This window comes from Levilinea saccharolytica (assembly GCF_001306035.1).
Taxonomy (GTDB): domain Bacteria; phylum Chloroflexota; class Anaerolineae; order Anaerolineales; family Anaerolineaceae; genus Levilinea; species Levilinea saccharolytica.
Genome location: NZ_LGCM01000045.1, coordinates 1 through 17254, shown reverse-complemented (window position 1 = coordinate 17254; position 17254 = coordinate 1). Strand labels below are relative to the sequence as shown.

Annotated in this window: 16 protein-coding genes; 8 read left to right on the top strand and 8 right to left on the bottom strand. The window is 63.8% G+C overall.

Annotation, left to right across the window (positions count from 1 at the left end; all coding sequences use genetic code 11):
* Positions 1-3: 3 nt before the first annotated feature.
* The 7 genes from ADN01_RS12960 to ADN01_RS12930 all read left to right on the top strand — a co-directional run bounded on the left by ADN01_RS12960 (position 4) and on the right by ADN01_RS12930 (position 6868).
* Positions 4-699: an aspartate/glutamate racemase family protein gene (locus ADN01_RS12960; RefSeq protein ID WP_062417388.1), complete on the top strand. Its 696-nt coding sequence runs from the start codon at positions 4-6 to the stop codon at positions 697-699.
* A gap of 35 nt (positions 700-734) precedes the next feature.
* Positions 735-1130, top strand: a complete 396-nt coding sequence (locus ADN01_RS12955; RefSeq protein ID WP_082142651.1) for a DUF3054 domain-containing protein — start codon at positions 735-737, stop codon at positions 1128-1130.
* Positions 1082-1744 (top strand): RNA polymerase sigma factor, encoded by a 663-nt coding sequence (locus ADN01_RS12950; RefSeq protein ID WP_201778684.1) that lies wholly within the window; start codon positions 1082-1084, stop codon positions 1742-1744. The genes ADN01_RS12955 and ADN01_RS12950 overlap by 49 nt, the downstream gene beginning before the upstream one ends.
* A complete protein-coding gene (locus ADN01_RS12945; protein WP_062417391.1) occupies positions 1741-2715 on the top strand; it encodes an anti-sigma factor family protein in 975 nt (324 codons plus the stop codon). The genes ADN01_RS12950 and ADN01_RS12945 overlap by 4 nt, the downstream gene beginning before the upstream one ends.
* Before the next feature lie 3 nt (positions 2716-2718).
* On the top strand, positions 2719-3243 hold the full coding sequence (locus tag ADN01_RS12940) for an NUDIX hydrolase (protein WP_075071192.1): 525 nt from the start codon (positions 2719-2721) through the stop codon (positions 3241-3243).
* 72 nt (positions 3244-3315) lie between these two features.
* Positions 3316-4416: a site-specific DNA-methyltransferase gene (locus ADN01_RS12935; protein WP_062417393.1), complete on the top strand. Its 1101-nt coding sequence runs from the start codon at positions 3316-3318 to the stop codon at positions 4414-4416.
* Between the two features lie 10 nt (positions 4417-4426).
* Positions 4427-6868 carry a DNA translocase FtsK gene (locus ADN01_RS12930; RefSeq protein ID WP_062417394.1) on the top strand — a complete coding sequence of 814 codons (2442 nt, stop codon included), beginning with the start codon at positions 4427-4429 and terminating at the stop codon, positions 6866-6868.
* Between the two features lie 7 nt (positions 6869-6875).
* On the opposite strand, the gene ADN01_RS12925 is transcribed toward ADN01_RS12930, so the two are convergent.
* Positions 6876-7598, bottom strand: a complete 723-nt coding sequence (locus ADN01_RS12925; protein ID WP_062417395.1) for an RsmE family RNA methyltransferase — start codon at positions 7596-7598, stop codon at positions 6876-6878.
* Between the two features lie 7 nt (positions 7599-7605).
* Positions 7606-8361, bottom strand: a complete 756-nt coding sequence (gene rsmI, locus ADN01_RS12920) for a 16S rRNA (cytidine(1402)-2'-O)-methyltransferase (protein WP_075071191.1) — start codon at positions 8359-8361, stop codon at positions 7606-7608.
* Between the two features lie 118 nt (positions 8362-8479).
* Here rsmI and lipA point away from each other — a divergent pair, with 118 nt between their 5' ends.
* Positions 8480-9436, top strand: coding sequence for a lipoyl synthase (gene lipA, locus ADN01_RS12915; protein ID WP_062417396.1), 957 nt, complete (start codon positions 8480-8482; stop codon positions 9434-9436).
* A gap of 69 nt (positions 9437-9505) precedes the next feature.
* On the opposite strand, the gene ADN01_RS12910 is transcribed toward lipA, so the two are convergent.
* From ADN01_RS12910 to ADN01_RS12885, 6 genes are all read right to left on the bottom strand, one after another.
* Positions 9506-10273 carry a nucleoside phosphorylase gene (locus ADN01_RS12910; protein WP_062417397.1) on the bottom strand — a complete coding sequence of 256 codons (768 nt, stop codon included), beginning with the start codon at positions 10271-10273 and terminating at the stop codon, positions 9506-9508.
* Positions 10274-10311: 38 nt separating this feature from the next.
* Entirely contained in the window at positions 10312-12210 is a 1899-nt protein-coding gene (locus ADN01_RS12905) for a CASTOR/POLLUX-related putative ion channel (protein ID WP_062417398.1), read from the bottom strand.
* A 132-nt stretch (positions 12211-12342) separates the two neighbouring features.
* The gene (treS, locus tag ADN01_RS12900; RefSeq protein WP_062417399.1) at positions 12343-13953 is read right to left on the bottom strand and encodes a maltose alpha-D-glucosyltransferase; all 1611 of its coding nucleotides are present in this window, start codon (positions 13951-13953) and stop codon (positions 12343-12345) included.
* Between the two features lie 118 nt (positions 13954-14071).
* A complete protein-coding gene (locus ADN01_RS12895; protein WP_062417400.1) occupies positions 14072-15286 on the bottom strand; it encodes a carbohydrate ABC transporter permease in 1215 nt (404 codons plus the stop codon).
* A complete protein-coding gene (locus ADN01_RS12890; protein WP_201778683.1) occupies positions 15283-16197 on the bottom strand; it encodes a carbohydrate ABC transporter permease in 915 nt (304 codons plus the stop codon). Before ADN01_RS12890 ends, ADN01_RS12895 begins: the two co-directional genes overlap by 4 nt.
* 152 nt (positions 16198-16349) lie before the next feature.
* A partial coding sequence (locus ADN01_RS12885) for an ABC transporter substrate-binding protein (protein WP_075071190.1) occupies positions 16350-17254 on the bottom strand: 905 nt, incomplete at its 5' end.

Below are 17254 nucleotides of genomic sequence, written 5' to 3'. Positions count from 1 at the left end.
AGGATGAAAACCATCGGAATGATCGGCGGCATGAGCTGGGAATCTTCGTTGGAATATTACCGCATCCTCAATCAGACCGTACACGCCCGCCTGGGCGGCCTGCATTCGGCCCGCTGCATCCTGACCTCGGTGGATTTTGCCGAGATCGAGGTTTTGCAGCGCGAAGGCCGCTGGGAAGAAAGCGGGCAGCGCATGGCAGAGGCGGCGGCCAGCCTGGAGCGCGCCGGGGCGGATGTGGTCATTCTGTGCACCAATACCATGCACAAGTTGGTAGACGACATCCAGGCTGCCATCCAGATTCCCTTCCTGCACATCGCGGACGCCACCGCCGAACGGGTGAAAGCTGCCGGCGTTCAGCGCATTGGGCTGCTGGGCACGCGCTTCACCATGGAAGAGGATTTCTACCGCGGCCGCCTGGAACAGCTGCACCAGCTTACCGTGCTCACCCCGCCCCCGGCCCAACGCGAAACCGTTCACCGCGTGATTTATGATGAACTGTGCCTGGGTCAAATCCGCGAAGAATCGCGCGCCGCCTACCGCGAGATCATCGCGGACCTGGCCGCGGCGGGGGCGCAGGGGATACTCTTGGGCTGCACGGAAATTGAGCTGTTGGTGCGTCCCGAAGACAGCCCTCTGCCGCTCTTCCCCACCACGCGCATCCATGCCGAGGCGGCTGTGGATTGGGCCTTGACGGCCTGACCCCCAAGCGGCCAAAATCATATTACAATAGACCCATGAAGTGGACAATTCGCGCTGTGCTGTGGACGGCGGTGGGCGACGCCCTGGTGCTGCTGGGGGTGTCTTTGGCGGGTTTTGCCACCCACCAATCCAACCCGGCGGGCGGGCGCCTGCTGGCGATGGTCGTGCCGCTGCTGGCAGCCTGGGGGCTGACGGCCTTCCTGGGCGGCCTGTACCAACCGGGGTGGGTCACCTGGAAAAGCACGGCCTGGCGCGCCGTCTTGGCTGGCATCGCCGCGGGCCCCCTGGCCGCCGTCTTGCGCGGATTATGGCTGGGGAGCGCGCCGGTGATACCGGTGTTCGCGCTGGTGCTTTCGGGCACAACGGCGTTGGGAATGGGCTTATGGCGAATTCTAGCGATGTGGCTGTTCAAACCGAAGGGACGCGCATGAACACAGATGAACACAGCCTGGTTCAACAGGCCTGCGCGGGCGACTTGGACGCCTTTAACCAACTGGTGCTGCAATATCAGGGGTTGGCCTATAACGTGGCCCTGCGCATCCTGAGCGACGACGCCGCGGCCGAGGATGTGACCCAGACCGCTTTTATTGCCGCGTACCGCAGCCTGAGCAGCTTCCGCGGGGGGTCCTTCCGCGCGTGGGTCATGCGCATGGTCACCAACGCCTGCTACGACGAGCTGCGGCGGCGCAAGCGGCGGCCCACCACCCCTCTGGAGCCGCTTTCGGACGACGGCGAAGAAGAAATCGAATCCCCGGCCTGGCTGGCGGATGACGGCCCTTCGCCGGAGGATCAGGTGGCGCAGGGCGAACTGGAAAAAGCCATCCAACACTGCCTGCAGGGGCTGCCGGATGAATTCCGCGCTGTGGTGGTGCTGGTGGATGTGCAGGGTTTGGACTATCTGGAGGTTTCGGAGGCGGTGCGCACGCCCCTGGGGACGGTCAAGAGCCGCCTGGCTCGCGGGCGGGTGCGGCTGCGCGACTGCCTGCAGGGCTTCTGGGAACTTTTGCCGCCCCAGTTTCGTCAGGTACTTGAGGGACGCGCATGAAACCAACACTTACCCCCCAAGACTGGGCACAACTTTCTGAATATCTGGACGGCCAGCTGGGAGCTGAGGCCGCGCGAAAGCTGGAAGCCCGCCTGTCGCTGTCAGCAGAGCTGCGGCAAGGGTTGGAAGACTTAAAACACACGCGCGCCATGCTGCGCGCGCTGCGCCCTCACCCCGTTCCCCACAATTTCACCCTGACGCGCGCTATGGCGGCGGAAGCTCGGCGCGTTTCGCGCTGGTTCCCGGTGCTCAGCTTCTCATCGGTCATCGCCACCCTGTCGGCGGTGGTGCTGATGGGGCTGCGCCTGCTGCCCCTCTCGGCCCCTAACTTGATGGCCGCCCCCGCGGCGGCCCCCGCGCCGATGATGATGGAAAGTATGGATGCTGCCTCGGCCCCGGCTGAGGCGGGCGCGGAAATGGCCGCTGAACCCACGCCCATGATCATCACCTGGGGTTTCCAGGGGGTTCCGGGCTTTGGCATGGGCGGCGGTGGTGGTGACACGATGGGCCGCGGCGGCGGCACGGAGATGGAAGATGCAATGCCTGTGCCCGCCCCCGCCGAGTTGGCCGCGCCAGCTGCACCAGAGGGCGAAATGACCGCCGCGGACGCAGTCCCCACGGAGCTGCCCGCTGAGCCTGAGGGAGCAACGGCTGCCGCGGAACCAGCCCCCACGGAGGTGCCCGCTGAGCCGCCGTCTGCCAAGGAAGCCCCTACCGTGCCGATGGAAGCCCCCACGGAAGTGCCCCTTCAAAGTGGGGATCTGATCCTGGGGCTGCCCGCGCCGGAGGAACAGGGCCAGATGCTGGTTCCCCAAAGCAGCGCTGCGGCAGAGGCCTATGCTGCGCCCAGTGAGAACCGCGAAAGCCAGGAGAGCGCCTACCCCACTGCGCAGCCGTGGGTTTTGCCCCTGAGTCTGCTGACTCTGGGGGTGGGGCTGGGCCTGGCCGCCTGGCAGGTTCGGCGCCGTTAACCGATGCAAGACGACCCCTTTCGTTTTTGCCCGTATTGTGCTGCCCCGTTAACGCAGGAAATGCGCTTTGGGGAGCTGCGCCCGGTGTGCCCGGCCTGCGGCTATATTCATTTTGCGGACCCCAAAGTGGCGGTGGGCGTGCTGGTGGAAGGGGAGGCGGGCGTGCTGCTGGTGCGGCGCGTTAACGAACCTCTGCGCGGCCTGTGGAGCCTGCCCGCGGGCTTTGTCAACGCGCATGAAGACCCCCAGCGGGCGGCGGAGCGCGAATGTTGGGAAGAAACCGGCCTGCGCGTGCGCGTCACCGGCCTGGTGACGGTTTTGGCTGGGCGTGAACACCGCCGCGGGGCGGATATTTTCATCATTTACCGCGCGGAGGTGCAGGGGGGAACCCTGGCGGCGGGGGACGACGCTGACAGCGCCGCCTTTTTCCCTCGCGGGGGGCTGCCGCCGCTGGCTTTTTACGCCACCCGGCACGTACTGGGCCTGGGGGCTGAGGACGAAGGCCGCCCCGCTCCGCCCGAGCTGTAAATGGGCTGCTTATGTTACAATAGGGTTGTACGTTTGTTCTGAGAATCCTTCTCGTTCCGGTGCGGCCCTGGCATGTGTGCAAACCTTCCCCTAGACCAGATTTTGCAGGGTGACTGCGTTGAGATCCTCGAACGTCTGCCGGAAAAATCGGTAGATTTGATCTTTGCAGATCCCCCCTACAATTTGCAGCTTCAGAAGGAACTCTGGCGGCCCAATCAGACCCGCGTGGACGCGGTGGATGACGATTGGGATCATTATGATTCCCTGGAGGCGTATGACGCCTTCTGCCGCCAGTGGATCGCCGCCTGCCGCCGCGTGCTGAAAGACACGGGCACGCTGTGGGTCATCGGCTCGTATCACAATATCTTCCGCATTGGGGCCTTGCTGCAGGACCTGGGCTTCTGGTTCCTCAACGATGTCATCTGGATCAAGACCAACCCCATGCCCAATTTTCGCGGGGTGCGCTTTACCAACGCGCATGAGACCCTGCTGTGGGTGAGCAAATTCAAAGGGGCGCGCTACACCTTTAACCACCACGCGCTGAAAGCCCTCAATGACGATCTGCAAATGCGCAGCGACTGGCTGCTGCCGATTTGCAACGGCCCGGAGCGCATCCGCCACAACGGGCAGAAAGCTCACTCCACCCAGAAGCCCGAGGCGCTGCTCTACCGCGTGCTCACCGCCGCCAGCTGCCCGGGGGATGTGGTGTTGGATCCATTTTTCGGCAGCGGCACCACCGGCGCGGTGGCCAAAAAACTGCGCCGCCATTGGATTGGCATTGAGCGCGAGGCGGAATACATCCGCGTGGCCGAAGAACGGCTGGCGCAGGTGCAGCCGTTGAGCGAAGAGGACGCAGTGTACGCGCTGGAAGGGCGCGCCCCGGCCAAAACCCGGCGGCTGCCCTTTGGACGGCTGTTGGAGGCCGGGCTGCTGCAGCCGGGGCAGAGCCTGTATTACCGCGGCGAGCGCGCTCAGGCGGCTCAGGTGCGCGCGGACGGGCGGCTGATGCTGGACGGGCTGTGCGCCTCGATCCACGGCCTGGCCTCGCAGCTTTCGGGCGGCGCGCCCGCCAACGGCTGGCTGGCCTGGTATTACGAAGATGAAAACCAACGCCTGTGCGTGATTGATGAACTGCGTCAGCGCCTGCTGGCGGATTCTCACGGCGCAGCCTAAGGAGGAAGCGGTGTCTCCCAGTAAACCCACGCCGCGCAAAGCGGCCCCCAAATCCATGGCCAAACCGGTCTCCAAAGGCGCGGCCAAGCCTGCCGTGCGCCCGCGCAGCGCGGCTAAACCCGCCCGGCAAAGCAAATCCGCGGGGCTGCTTTCACGCCGCAGCGGACGCCGCTCTTCTTCACCCCCCCCTGCGCCCCGGCTGCCCTCCTGGCAGTTCCAGGGGCTTTCCGCCGAGCGCAAGCTGGATATTTTGGGGGGCGCGCTGGCCCTGGTGGGGCTGCTCAGCCTGCTGGCCCTGCTCTCTTCGGAAAACGGCCTGCTGACCGGCTGGTGGGTGACTTTCTTATACAAGGCGGCGGGTTGGGGGGCTTTGGTGCTGCCGGTGCTGCTGGTGGGCTTTGGACTGTGGCTGGTGTTCCGCAACGTGGAGCGCCTGCCGGTGCTTTCGGGGGAGCGCAGCCTGGGGTTGATTTTGCTCTTCCTGAATCTGCTGACCTGGCTGCATCTGCTGTTTGGCGGCGGCTGGGAACTGGCCAGCGCGGGCCGCGGCGGTGGGTATGTGGGCGGCGCGCTGGAGCGGCTGCTGGTATCCACCCTGGGCGGGCCGGGGGCGGTGGTGGCCCTCATCGCCTGGCTCATTTTGGGACTGGCCCTGGCGCTGGATGTGACTGTTCCGGAGCTGCTCGGTTGGCTGCGGCCCCTGTGGGAACGGGTGCGGCAGCCCGCGCCGGAGGCCGAAAGCCGCTCAACGGCGGCCAGCACGCCCGCGGGGGAACCCCCCGTATATACGCCCCTGCCGCCCGAATACGCGCCCCTGCCCCAGCGCAGCGGCGGCGTCCGTCCCGCGCCCGCGGGTCAAAGCCCGCTTCCAGCGGCGGCAGAGCCCACCCCGGCGGGGGCGGTGAGCGAGGCATCCCAGACAGCAGAAGGTGCGCGCCCCGCGGCGGCGCCAGTTCCGGCGGTGTCCATCGCCTGGACTCTGCCCGCAGTGGAGGACATTTTAGACCCGCCCACCCCGGCGGCGGTGCAGAACACCAGCAACCAGGAGCGGGCGCGGCTGATTGAAGAGACCCTGGCTTCCTTTGGCGCCCCCTGCCATGTGGTGGAGGTCAACCCCGGCCCCACCGTGACCCAGTTTGGGGTGGAGCCAGATTTTGTGGAGACGCGCACCGGCCGCACGCGTGTGCGCGTGGGCAAGATCGCCAGCCTGGCGGATGATTTGGCCCTGGCTTTGGCCGCCCCGCGCATCCGTATTCAGGCCCCCGTGCCCGGGCGCAGCTATGTGGGCATCGAAGTGCCCAATTTGGAAATCAGCCGCGTGAGCCTGCGCGAGGTGATCGAATCGGAACGTTTCCAACGCCTGCGCTCCGGCCTGCGCTTTGCCCTGGGCAAGGATGTGGCCGGGCACCCGGCGGCCTACGACCTGTCGGCCATGCCGCACCTGCTCATCGCGGGCACCACCGGTTCGGGCAAATCGGTGTGCGTGAACGCCATTTTGGCCGGTTTTCTGCTGAACAACACCCCTTCGGATCTGCGCCTGGTGCTGGTGGACCCCAAACGGGTGGAGCTGACCGGCTACAACGGCATCCCCCACCTGCTGGCTCCGGTGGTGGTGGAGGCCGATCGGGTCATCGGCGCGCTGCAGTGGATGATGCGCGAGATGGACAGCCGCTACCACAAGTTTTCGCGCAGCGGCGTGCGCAATATTCAGGAATTTAACACCCGCTTCCCTGCCGAAAAGCTGCCCTATCTGGTGGTGGTGATTGACGAGCTGGCCGATTTGATGATGCTTTCGCCGGACGAAACCGAGCGCACCATCACCCGCCTGGCGCAGCTGGCGCGCGCCACCGGCATTCACCTGATTTTGGCCACGCAGCGCCCTTCGGTGGACGTGGTGACCGGCCTGATCAAGGCCAATTTCCCGGCGCGGGTGGCCTTTATGGTGGCTTCGGGCATTGACAGCCGCGTCATTTTGGATCAACCTGGGGCTGAGCGCCTGTTGGGGCGCGGGGATATGCTCTTCCAGGCCCCCGACGCCTCGGCGCCGGTGCGCCTGCAGGGTGTGTATGTTTCCGATGTGGAAATTCAGCGGGTGGTGGATTATTGGCGGGATGAGTCGGCGCGTTTGGGTTCAACTTCGGGGACGCCGCAGCCCATGTCCTCCGGCGAATGGATTCCGGCGGGCGTACCGCTGCATCAGGGAGCGCTGTGGGAGGATATGGAAGAGGGCGGCGATCCTTTGATGAAGGACGCGGTGGATCTGGTGCGGCGCGAGGGGCGGGCCTCCATCACCATGCTCCAGCGGCGCATGCGCATCGGCTACACCCGCGCGGCGCGTTTGATTGACGCGATGGAAGAAAAAGGGATTGTGGGCCCGGTGCAGCCCAACACCCAGGTGCGCGAGGTGTTGGATTACGGCCCCACCGCGCCGCCGGAGGACGACGGCGCCTGAGGCTGCCTCAGCCCAATTCGTACACCAACAAGACCGCCGCCGCCAGGGCGGCGGTTTCCATACGCAGGATGCGCGGCCCCAGGCTGAGCGGCTGGCAGCCGCTTTGGCGCGCCTGCTCCACCTCGGCGGGGGTAAAGCCCCCCTCGGGGCCGATGAACACGGCGGCGGTCTGGCCGGGGGCGGGGGACAGGCCGCGCAGGGCTGCGCGTAGGCCGGTTTGCTGTTCCTCCTCCCAGGCGATCCAGCGCAGGCTGGCTGCCTGGGCGCTTTTCAGGGCGCCAGCCCAGGGCAGGGGGGCCGCCACGGGGGGAATGCGCCCGCGGCCGCTTTGCTCGGCGGCTTCCTGCACGATCTTTTGCCAGCGCGGCAGCTTTTTGTGCGCGTCCTGGGCGTCCTGCACCAGGGAGCGGGTGGAGACAAAGGGCACAAAGGCCGAAACCCCGGCTTCGGTGCATTTTTGCAGCGCCCATTCAAATTTTTCGCGCTGGGTGAGGGCCAGGTAAAGGGTCAGGTGCAGGGCGGGTTCGCCCGCGGCTGCCTGGCGGCTGAGCACCTGCCCCAGGTCGTCCCCGGTTAACTGCACGCGGTACTGCCAGCCCTGGTTATCCAGGGCCAACACCTCGGCCCCGGCCCCCAGGCGCAGCACCCGCCGGATCTGATGGGCGGTTTCGGGGGGGAAATGCACGGTATCGGCCTGGAAGGCTTCGGGCGGCAGGAAAAAGCGGTGCATGGGGGTCTCAGTCCTCGGCCGGTTGGCGCGGGTATTTGTTGCGCTTGCCCGGTTTGGGGGCAGGTTCGGCCCCGTCCTCACCTTCGGCTTCGGGCTCAGCCGCGGCGCCTTCGATGACCACGGTGTATTCGCCGCGGGGCGGGACGGCCTGCAGGTGGGCGATACATTCGCTCAGCCGCCCGCGGAAAACGGCCTCGAACATTTTGGTCAGGTCGTTGGCCAGGGCGGCGCGCCGGTCGCCGAACACGGCCTGGGCGTCTTCCAAAAAGCTCACTAGGCGGTGGGGTGATTCGTAAAAGATGAGGGTGTGCGGGGAGGTTAAATCCACGGCCAAAAAACGGCGGCGGGCGCCGCTTTTGCGCGGGGGGAAACCGCGAAAGGTGAAGCTGTGCACGGGCAGGCCGGAGAGCACCAGGGCAGGGATGACCGCGGTGGGGCCGGGGATGGCCGTGACGGGCAGACCCTCGGCCAGCACGCTGCGCACCAGCACGAACCCAGGGTCGCTGACCGCCGGGCTGCCCGCGTCTGTGACCACCGCCACGGATTGGCCGCTGCGCAGGGTGTCCAAAATGCGCGGCAGGGCGCGGATTTCGTTGTATTCGTGGAAGGCCATCTGGGGCTTTTTGATCTCAAAGTGCTTGAGCAGGAAACCGGTGGTGCGGGTGTCTTCGCTGACCACCAGGTCCACCGTGCGCAGGACTTCCAGCGCGCGCAGGGTGATATCGCCTAAATTGCCGATGGGGGTTGCCACCAGATAGAGCATACGTGTGCGCCTCACAGGGTGGGATTGCTTGCAGTATATCACGGATTACGGGCGGGGCTGACTGGGGTAATTTGAAATTCTTCCCGTTTACCTTTATAATCACCCCCAGGAGGTCACCATGCCTGCAAACCCTACTCGTGATCGTGTGGATCCACAAAAATTGGATACCACCCCTCTGCGCCGCCCGGATTGGATCAAAGTGCGCGCGCCGTCGGGTGAAACGTATGAATGGCTTCAATCCTTGATGCGGCGCAAGGCGCTGCACACGGTGTGTGAAGAAGCGGGCTGCCCAAATATGGGTGAGTGCTGGGGCAGCGGCACAGCCACGTTTTTAATTATGGGTGATATCTGCACGCGCTCGTGCGGTTTCTGCGATATTAAGCACGGCCAGCCGCAGGCCATGGACTGGCTGGAGCCGGAGCGGGTGGGGCAGGCGGTGAAGGCCATGGGCCTGCGCCATGCCGTGATCACCAGCGTGAACCGCGATGAGCGCAAAGACGGCGGCGCGCCGATTTTTGCGATGGTCATCCGCCGCATCCGCGCCCTGCAGCCCGGCTGCTCCATTGAGGTGCTGATTCCGGATTTCAAGGGCAGCCCTTCCGCCCTGGATATCGTCATGCAGGCCCGGCCGGAGATTTTGAACCACAATGTGGAGACGGTTCCGCGCCTGTTTAAGCAGGTGCAGCCGCAGGACCGTTACGAATGGTCTCAGGCCACCCTGACCAACGCCAAGCGCATGGATCCCGAGGTGCTGACCAAATCGGGCATGATGGTGGGGTTGGGCGAGACGATGGACGAGGTGAAGGAAGTGATGCGCGATCTGCGCTCCTGGGGGGTGGATATTTTGACCATCGGCCAGTATTTGCAGCCTTCGCGCCAGCACCTGGCGATTGCGCGCTATTACACCCTGGAGGAGTTTGCGGAGATCAAGCGCTACGGGCTGGAGATCGGCTTCCGCTGGGTAGAGAGCGCCCCGCTGGTGCGGTCGTCTTACCATGCCGCCGAGCAGGTGCGCGCGCTGAGCGTGGTGCACCGCAAGCTGTACGGCGATGCGGCCATGCAGGCGGCAGCCTAGGGATTTCGGATTGCGTACATGAAACGGCCTGCCGTGTACGGCAGGCCGTTTTTTTGATTCGGGGGGATATTACGGGATCGCCAACACCGCCTCGACCGCCAGCCAGAAAAGCAGCTCGCGGTCGTCGGCACGCTCGTGCCAGGCGCGTTTATCCCAACCGTCGGGAACGACCAGGTCGCCGCCGTAGACAATTTGCCCCAATGTCACCTGGCGGAAGGCGGCCGCCGCAAACAAAGCCGAGGCTTCCATCTCCACCACACAGCAGCCGTCCGCCAGACGCTGCTCACGCCGTTGGATGGTTTCGCGGTAAATGGCGTCGGTGGTCCAGGCCTTGCCCAGTCTGTAATCCAGACCGCGCCCTTCCACCACGCTTTGCAGGGCAGCCACCGCGGCGGGGGCAGGGAAGGCCTCGCGCGAGTGCGGCAGGTAGTGGTAGGACGTGCCCTCGTCGCGCACGGCGCTGGTAAGGATCACCAGATGCCCGGCGGCGATATCGCGGTCAATGACGCCGCAGCCGCCGCAGACGATGAACTTCTGCCCCCCGGCGGCGATGAGTTCTTCCAGGAAGCCGACAGCCAGGGGCGCGCCCACGCCGGGGTGCACCACCAGCACGCGCTCGCCGGGCTGCTGCAGCTCGTAGATGGGGTTGCGGCCGATTTCAGAGGCCACATAGCCCACTGGGCGCAGCAGGCCGTTTTGGTGCAGGCGGGACAGCACATCATGGAAAAAACACAGCACATAGCGCGGCGAGCCGCCGTTTTCGATGGTGGGCGCTTGGGGTGAGAGAATCGCCTCGGGCTGCAAGTTGGGTTCAAACAGCGGGGGTGTGGCGGTCATGGCAACTCCTGAGAGGGACAAGGGATAGGCGAAACGGCCTAGGATTCGGCCAGGACGATCAGCCGGTCGGCGGCGGTCAGGGTGACGGTTTGGGATTTTACCGGGTTCAGGTGAACGCCGTACATCTGCGAAGCGTCCTTCGACTGCGCCGCCAGGCGGTAGCCGATGGCCGTTTCCCCGCGCTGGCGGGCGGCTTCGATCAGGGTGGCAAACTGCACCCCCTGACCCGCCGCAACGTAATCGCTAGCGGGCTTGAGGTAAATCTCGGCCCCTTCGGGGTCAAAAATGTCGGCAAAGACTGCGTTGAGATTGGCGTTTTCGCTCACCTGGGCCAGCATCAGGCTGACGAGCTTATCGCTGACGATGAAGTCGTCCGCACGGGTCACATCCGCCAGGTTGCGGTTGCGGATGTCGAGCATTTCGGAGACGATGGAATAGGTGTAGCCCTGGCGGTCGGCCAGATCGCGCAGGTGCAGCAGAGAGATGAGGGTGCGGGCGTCGGCCTGCTGCGGTTCGAGGGTGTCGGAATAGCATAGTAAGATGATGTGCTGCACCTGATCCAAACCCAGGCTTTCCAGCACGCGCCGGTCGGTGGTATCGCCGGAACGGAAGATGATTTTCTGGTTGTGCATCTGGTCGTGGAGCCATTCCAGGTCGCCAAAATCCTCGCGGTCGGCCACCACGTGAACGACGGAGCCGGGGGCCACATACGCATCCAGCTCGGTGAGGATGGAGCGCCCGCGCAAGTTCCAGCCCAGGATCAGGTTGTGTTCGGGGGCCTGGGGGCTGTGGGGGGTTTGCAGAATGCGGCTCGTGTCTGGCTGGGCGCGGCCGTCCAGGGCAATTTTGTCGTCATCCTCAGCAATGACGATCAGCTCATCCTCCGTGCTCAAGACCGTATCCATAGGCGGGTTCAGGCGGGCCAGTTGACCGGGGCGCTGCAAGCCCAGGACGGCGTTTTTTTCAAAGGCGTTGAGCACCTCACCGTAGGTTTTGCCGGTCAGGCTGGGCTGGCGGGTGAAGTAAATTTCATCCCCGCCAAAATCGAGCAGTTCGGTGTAGACCACCGACAGGCCCGATTGGCGGCTGGTTTGGGCGATGATGCGCGCGATCAGGTCGCCAACCAGCACCCATTCGACTTCATCTTTGCCCACCACGCGGGCGGCGTCCATATTTTTAACATCGTGAATTTCAGCGACGATATTGTATTTCTCTGGGCGGCGGTCGGGGTGGTTGGTGATGGCCAGGACGGTTTTAATCACCTCGGCATCGGCTTCGGGGGTGTTGGGCGAAACGACAATGATGGCTTTGGCCTGGTTGATGTTGGCGATGCGCAGATCCGACATTTCCATGGGGCTGCCGCTGCGGCACACCAGGCGAGTGCTGCCCAGGTCTGCCACCTTGGCGGCGATCTCCTCTTCCATGACGACTTTATCCTCGTCGCCCATGACGACGATGCAGGGGCGTTTCTGGTTTTGGTTAGCAATTGCCAGTTCCGACAGGATGGTGAAGACCTGCTCCGACCAGCCCAGGATGACGGTGTGGTTGCTTTCCAACACGCGTGAGCGGCCCTTGCGCAGCTGCGCCAGGCGCTCTTCGACCCCGGCTGAGAGCACGCCGATGAGGCTGGAGATGACGAACACGCCGCCGATGGTGACAAAGAGCATCACCAGGCGAAAGCCCCAGCCCTGATCGCCGCCCATGGTTCCGGCGTCCAGGGTGCGCATGAGGGCTTCCCACATGGCTTCGCCCAGGCTGAGGCGTTCACCGCCGGGGGGCGAGGTGAGGTCCCCGCCCAAAACGACGGCCGCCGCGCCGACGGCGATGATCAAGAAGGAAAGGACGAACAATGCCCCAATCAGGGCAGCGGTGCCGCGGGAGAAGAGGTTGTCCTGCCAGTACTGAAACCGTTCGCGGAAGGTAATTTTTCGGGGCATGGTGAGGGGATCCTTTCAAGGCAAAATGATCTGGATAGTGTACGCGCTTTTGGGCTTTAAAGCAACTCGGTAAATAAAGAGAAAGCCCGGTGAGCAAGGCCGGGCTTTCTGTTGGGTAGGCTGCGGTGAAGATTAGTGAAGGCGCAGCCAGCGGTATTGGTGCGGGGAGAGAACCCATTCGGAGGGTGCGGGGAAAGCCGCGCCGGTGATCAGATCGGTACACAGCGACCCTGCGGGCAGGTCGGCAGTCAGAGAAAACTGTACCGGCTGATCCGAAAGGTTGTTGAGGATCAGGGCAATTTCACCCTGGGCGCAGCGGCGGTAGGCGGCTACCGCGGGCGGCAGCGCGCGCAGCCATTCGAAATGGGTGCAGGAGAGGGAGGGGGTGCGCTTGCGCACCTGGATGAGGCGTCGCACCAGGTTATACAGCGAGCCGGGATCGCTGCGCTGATCCGCCAGGTTCACCTGGGCAGGGGCGAAGGGCGGTTCAGCGATGATGGGGGCGTACAGCTTATCGGCGGGCGCGCTGGAAAAACCGGCATTGAGGCCAGAGGTCCACTGCATGGGGGTGCGCACGCCGTTGCGGTCGAAGAGCCAGATGTTGTCGCCCATGCCGATTTCATCCCCATAGTATACGATGGGCGAGCCGGGGAGGGTGAAGAGCAGCGAGTAGGCCAGCTCAATTTTGCGGCGGTCGTTTCCCAGCAGGGGGGCCAGGCGGCGGCGGATGCCCAGGTTCAGGCGCATGCGCGGGTCGGGAGCGTATTCCTGCCACATCCACTGGCGTTCTTCCTCGGTGACCATTTCCAGGGTGAGTTCATCGTGGTTGCGCAGGAAGGTGCACCACTGGCAGTTTTCGGGGATGGGCGGGGTGCGGTCGAGGATCCATTCCAGCGAGTCGCGGCGGCCCTGGCGCAGGGACATGAAAATGCGCGGCATGACGGGGAAATGGAAGCCCATGTGAAATTCGTCGCCGTCGCCGAAATAGGGGCGCACGTCTTCGGGCCACTGGTTGGCCTCGCACAGCAGGATGGCCTGGGGGAAGTGCTGGTCAATAAAGGCGCGCAGGCGTTTGAGGTACTGATGCGTTTCGGGCAAATTCTCACAGTTGCTGCCCTCGCGTTCGAAGAGGTAGGGCACGGCGTCGGCGCGGAAGCCGTCAATGCCCAGCTCCAGCCAAAAGCGCACCACGTTGAGCATTTCTTCCTGCACGCGCGGGCTGTCATAGTTTAAGTCAGGTTGTGAACTGTAGAAGCGATGCCAATAATACTGCCCGGCCTGCTCATCCCAAGTCCAGTTGGATTTTTCGGTGTCCAGGAAGATGATGCGGGCGTCGCTGTATTTCTGATCGGTGTCGCTCCACACGTAATATTCGCGGTAGGGGGAGGCTGGGTCGGAACGGGCGCTCTGGAACCAGGCGTGTTGGTCGGAGGTGTGGTTGAGCACCAGGTCCATGATGATGTGCATGCCGCGCGCGTGCACCTGGGCCACCAGCTCTTTCAGGTCGTCCAGCGTGCCGTATTGGGGGTCAATGCTGTAAAAATCGGAGATATCATAACCGTCATCTTTGCGCGGCGAGGGGTAGATGGGCATGAGCCAGATGCAGTCCACGCCCAGGGCTTGCAGGTGGTCGAGGTGCTGAATCACGCCGCGCAGGTCGCCGTAGCCGTTGCCCGAACTGTCGGCGAAGGCGCGGGTGTAAATTTGATAAAAGACGGCGTTTTTATACCAGGCTTGAGACATGGAAACAAATTCCTTTCTGCCGCGCGCAGCCCGCCCACAGCCAGCCGGGTGACTGGCTGTGGGTCGATGAGGCTGTCGGCGGGGGGCCGCCCAAACGGACGGCAGTCGTAGAGTGGGCCTAGCCCTTTACCGAGCCGGCCAGCATCCCGCGCACAAAGTAGCGCTGGAAGCCGAAGAAAACGATCATAGGAACCAGGAAGGACAAGAAGGCCGCGCCGGTGAGGATATGCCAGTTGCCGCCGCGCGGGTCAATCAAATTGGTGATCTGTACGGTGAGCACGGGGTTATTGGACAGGAAGATCTTGGCCACCAGGAAGTCGTTCCAAATCCACAGGAATTGGAAGATGGCCAGCGAGGCGATGGCGGGGGTGGCCAAAGGAATGGCCAGCTGCCAGAAGGCGGTCCAATGGTTGGCCCCGTCCAGATAGACGGATTCAAACACCTCTTTGGGCAGACCGCTGAGATAGTTGCGCAGCAGATAGATGGCGTAGGGCAGACCGAAACCGGTGTGGAAAAGCCAGATCCCGATGAAGCTGCCTTCCATGCCCAGGCTGACGTACATGCGCGCGATGGGCACCAGGGTCATTTGCAGGGGGACGATTTGCAGCCCCACCAGCAGGGCAAACAGCCACATGCGGCCCTTGAAATCCATCCAGGCGAAGGCGTAGGCCGCGAAGGCCGCCAGCAGAATGGGCAGCAGGGTGGAGGGCACGGCCACCAGCAGCGAGTTCACAAAGGCACGCCCCATGCCTTCGGGGTTAAGCAGGTCGGCGGCGGTGCATTTGAACTTGCTCAGGGCGCTTTCGACCCCCTGTTCACAATCGGTGAGGTAGTTTTGCGTGCCTTTATAGCCCACCAGCGCGTCAGCATAGTTGCGCAGGGTGAAGCGCGACTGGTCCTGACTGCTGCCGGAGAAGTCCTGCATATAGGTCAGGATGGGGGAGAGCTTTTCCAGGGCCTCGTTAGGGTTTTCGGGCAGGGCGGGGTCGGTTAGATGCGGCTGGCCGTTGATTTCTTTGCGCAGCATGGCCAACAGGCGGTTGGAGCGCGGATATTTTTCGATCAAAGTCGGGTCGCTCAAATCGGCGGCGGGCAGGGCTTTGCCGTCGGCCCCGTGGCAGGAGGCGCAGTAGGTGGTGTATTCCGGCTCGCCGGGGGTCTGGCGGGCGGCCAGGGCCGTCCACCAACCGGTGGTGCGCACGTCTTCGCTGTTGCGAAAGGAGGTGACAAACAGGCCCATCGTAGGCAGTACCCACGCCACGCACATCAAAATCAGAGCCAGATGCACCGGCAGATGGTTGAAAATGCGGTTAAGCCGCTGGAAGGGTTTCATCGCGAAGCCTCCTGCTGGCGGAAGCGGTTGACGTTGAAGATCAGCACCGGGATGGTGAGCAGCACCAGCAGCACGGCGATGGCCATGGAGCGGCCGGTGTCGGTGACAATCAACTTGAACATACGGTTGGCGATGACTTCGGTGCCAAAATTGCCGCCGGTGAGCACGAAAACGATATCGAAGATCTTGAGGACGTTGATGACCATGGTGGTGGTGACCACCAGGATGGTGGGCATGATGATGGGCAGCATGATTTGGAAAAAGACTTCCACTTCGCGCGCACCGTCCACGCGGGCTGCCTCTAAGATTTCAGCGGGCACCGATTTTAAGGCCGCGGAGAGGATCGTCATGCAAAAGCCCGCCCACAGCCATACGCCCACGATCATCAGGGCAAAATTGTTAAAGGCGGGGTTGCTCAGCCAGGCCACCGGCTGGCCGCCAAAGGCCACCAGCACGGCGTTGAGCAGGCCGATCTGTTGGCCGGAGCCGGTTTCGATGTAGTACACGAAGCGCCAGATGATGCCCGCGCCCACAAAGGAGATGGCCATGGGCATAAAGATGATGGCTTTGGCCAGGGCCTCATAGCGCACCCGGTCGGCCAGCACGGCGAACAGCAGGCCGGTGATGACCGTGCCGGGAACCATCAGCAGCAGCCACAAGGCATTATTGCGCAGGGCTTGCAGCATTTCAGGGTTGGTGAGGGCGTAGCGGTAATTTTCAAAGGAGCCCCAGCAGGGCTGACCCGCGACGCAGCTCACCGCAGCCGACTGCGTGCCGGTTTTGTCCATGAAACTCAAGACAAAGGTGTTGAACATGGGGTACAGCACAAACACCGCCATGACCAACAAAGCCGGGGCCAGGTACAGCCACGGAACCCAGCGGCTTTGTTTCATGATCGTTGGAGTGTTCATTCGGTTTCTCCTTCGCGGCCCGCGGGGGCAGCTTGAAAGGGTTCATTCGCTCGCGATGCGGCGGTATGGCGGGGTGAAACAGGGGTGAAGTGGGTTTGGAGTCGAACGGGGGGAGGGGATGGGGCGGAAACGCCCCATCCCCTGAAAACAGTTTATTTCAAGGCTTCGGCCTGCGCGGCGGCGGCAGGGGCCAGCGCCTCAGCGGCGGCGGTACCCTGCACGACGGCGATGATGGCCTTCCATTCGGCTTCACCGAAGGGAGCAGGGATGGTGTCGCCCAGGTCAGGGGTGAAACCCGCGGCGGCGGAGAGGGCAGCGGCCTTCTTGGTGAGCTGGGCGTCGGTGTATTTGCCGTCGGCCAGCTTGTTGGGGGAGAGGTCAAAGCCGACAGAGGCCCAGGTCTCGGCACCGGCGGCACCGGTGAGGTAGCCCACCAGAGCCTTGGCAGCGGGTGAGTCCGAGAAGGCCATCATGTAGTCGGCCCCACCCTGCATGCCCTTGGCGCCGGGGAAGGGGAAGAAATCATAGTCGGTGCCGTATTCGAGGGTGGGGAACTTCTTGGCCACCTCACCACCGGCGAAACCGGACTGCTTGACCATCATGGCCTCGGCGGGATCGGCGAAGACCTTGTAGATGGCATCCAGGAAGGGAGTGGAGACAGTGCCGGTGGCGCCGCCGACGGTGTGCTTGTCGGAAGCGGCCCATTTGGCGTAGGTTTCGTAAGCCTTGACCACCCCGGCGTCGTTATAGGCGACCTTGCCGGAGATGAGATCCATGACGTACTGCGGGCCTTGCTGGGCGAGGAGGATATCCTGGATGAAGTCGGAGCCAGTCCAACCGGTGGCGGCGCCGGATTCCATGCCCATCGACCAGGGGATGTTGCCGTCGGCGATCATTTTCTCCACCAGGGCTTCAAGCTCTTCGAAGGTGGCGGGAGGCGTGTAGCCGAAGGCTTCAAACTGGACGGGGGAGTACCAGACGATGGACTTGATGTCGGCCTTGACGGGCACGGCCAGCCATTTGCCGTCCATGGAGCCCAGGTCCTGCCAGAACTTGG

What these genes read in the sequence shown, in the direction of transcription:
- ADN01_RS12960 (WP_062417388.1), top strand. Translation starts at nt 4, where the DNA reads ATGAAAACCATCGGAATGATCGGCGGCATGAGCTGGGAATCTTCGTTG.
- ADN01_RS12955 (WP_082142651.1), top strand. Translation starts at nt 735, where the DNA reads ATGAAGTGGACAATTCGCGCTGTGCTGTGGACGGCGGTGGGCGACGCC.
- ADN01_RS12950 (WP_201778684.1), top strand. Translation starts at nt 1,082, where the DNA reads ATGGCGAATTCTAGCGATGTGGCTGTTCAAACCGAAGGGACGCGCATG.
- ADN01_RS12945 (WP_062417391.1), top strand. Translation starts at nt 1,741, where the DNA reads ATGAAACCAACACTTACCCCCCAAGACTGGGCACAACTTTCTGAATAT.
- ADN01_RS12940 (WP_075071192.1), top strand. Translation starts at nt 2,719, where the DNA reads ATGCAAGACGACCCCTTTCGTTTTTGCCCGTATTGTGCTGCCCCGTTA.
- ADN01_RS12935 (WP_062417393.1), top strand. Translation starts at nt 3,316, where the DNA reads ATGTGTGCAAACCTTCCCCTAGACCAGATTTTGCAGGGTGACTGCGTT.
- ADN01_RS12925 (WP_062417395.1), bottom strand. Translation starts at nt 7,598, where the DNA reads ATGCACCGCTTTTTCCTGCCGCCCGAAGCCTTCCAGGCCGATACCGTG.
- rsmI (WP_075071191.1), bottom strand. Translation starts at nt 8,361, where the DNA reads ATGCTCTATCTGGTGGCAACCCCCATCGGCAATTTAGGCGATATCACC.
- lipA (WP_062417396.1), top strand. Translation starts at nt 8,480, where the DNA reads ATGCCTGCAAACCCTACTCGTGATCGTGTGGATCCACAAAAATTGGAT.
- ADN01_RS12910 (WP_062417397.1), bottom strand. Translation starts at nt 10,273, where the DNA reads ATGACCGCCACACCCCCGCTGTTTGAACCCAACTTGCAGCCCGAGGCG.
- ADN01_RS12905 (WP_062417398.1), bottom strand. Translation starts at nt 12,210, where the DNA reads ATGCCCCGAAAAATTACCTTCCGCGAACGGTTTCAGTACTGGCAGGAC.
- treS (WP_062417399.1), bottom strand. Translation starts at nt 13,953, where the DNA reads ATGTCTCAAGCCTGGTATAAAAACGCCGTCTTTTATCAAATTTACACC.
- ADN01_RS12895 (WP_062417400.1), bottom strand. Translation starts at nt 15,286, where the DNA reads ATGAAACCCTTCCAGCGGCTTAACCGCATTTTCAACCATCTGCCGGTG.
- ADN01_RS12890 (WP_201778683.1), bottom strand. Translation starts at nt 16,197, where the DNA reads ATGAACACTCCAACGATCATGAAACAAAGCCGCTGGGTTCCGTGGCTG.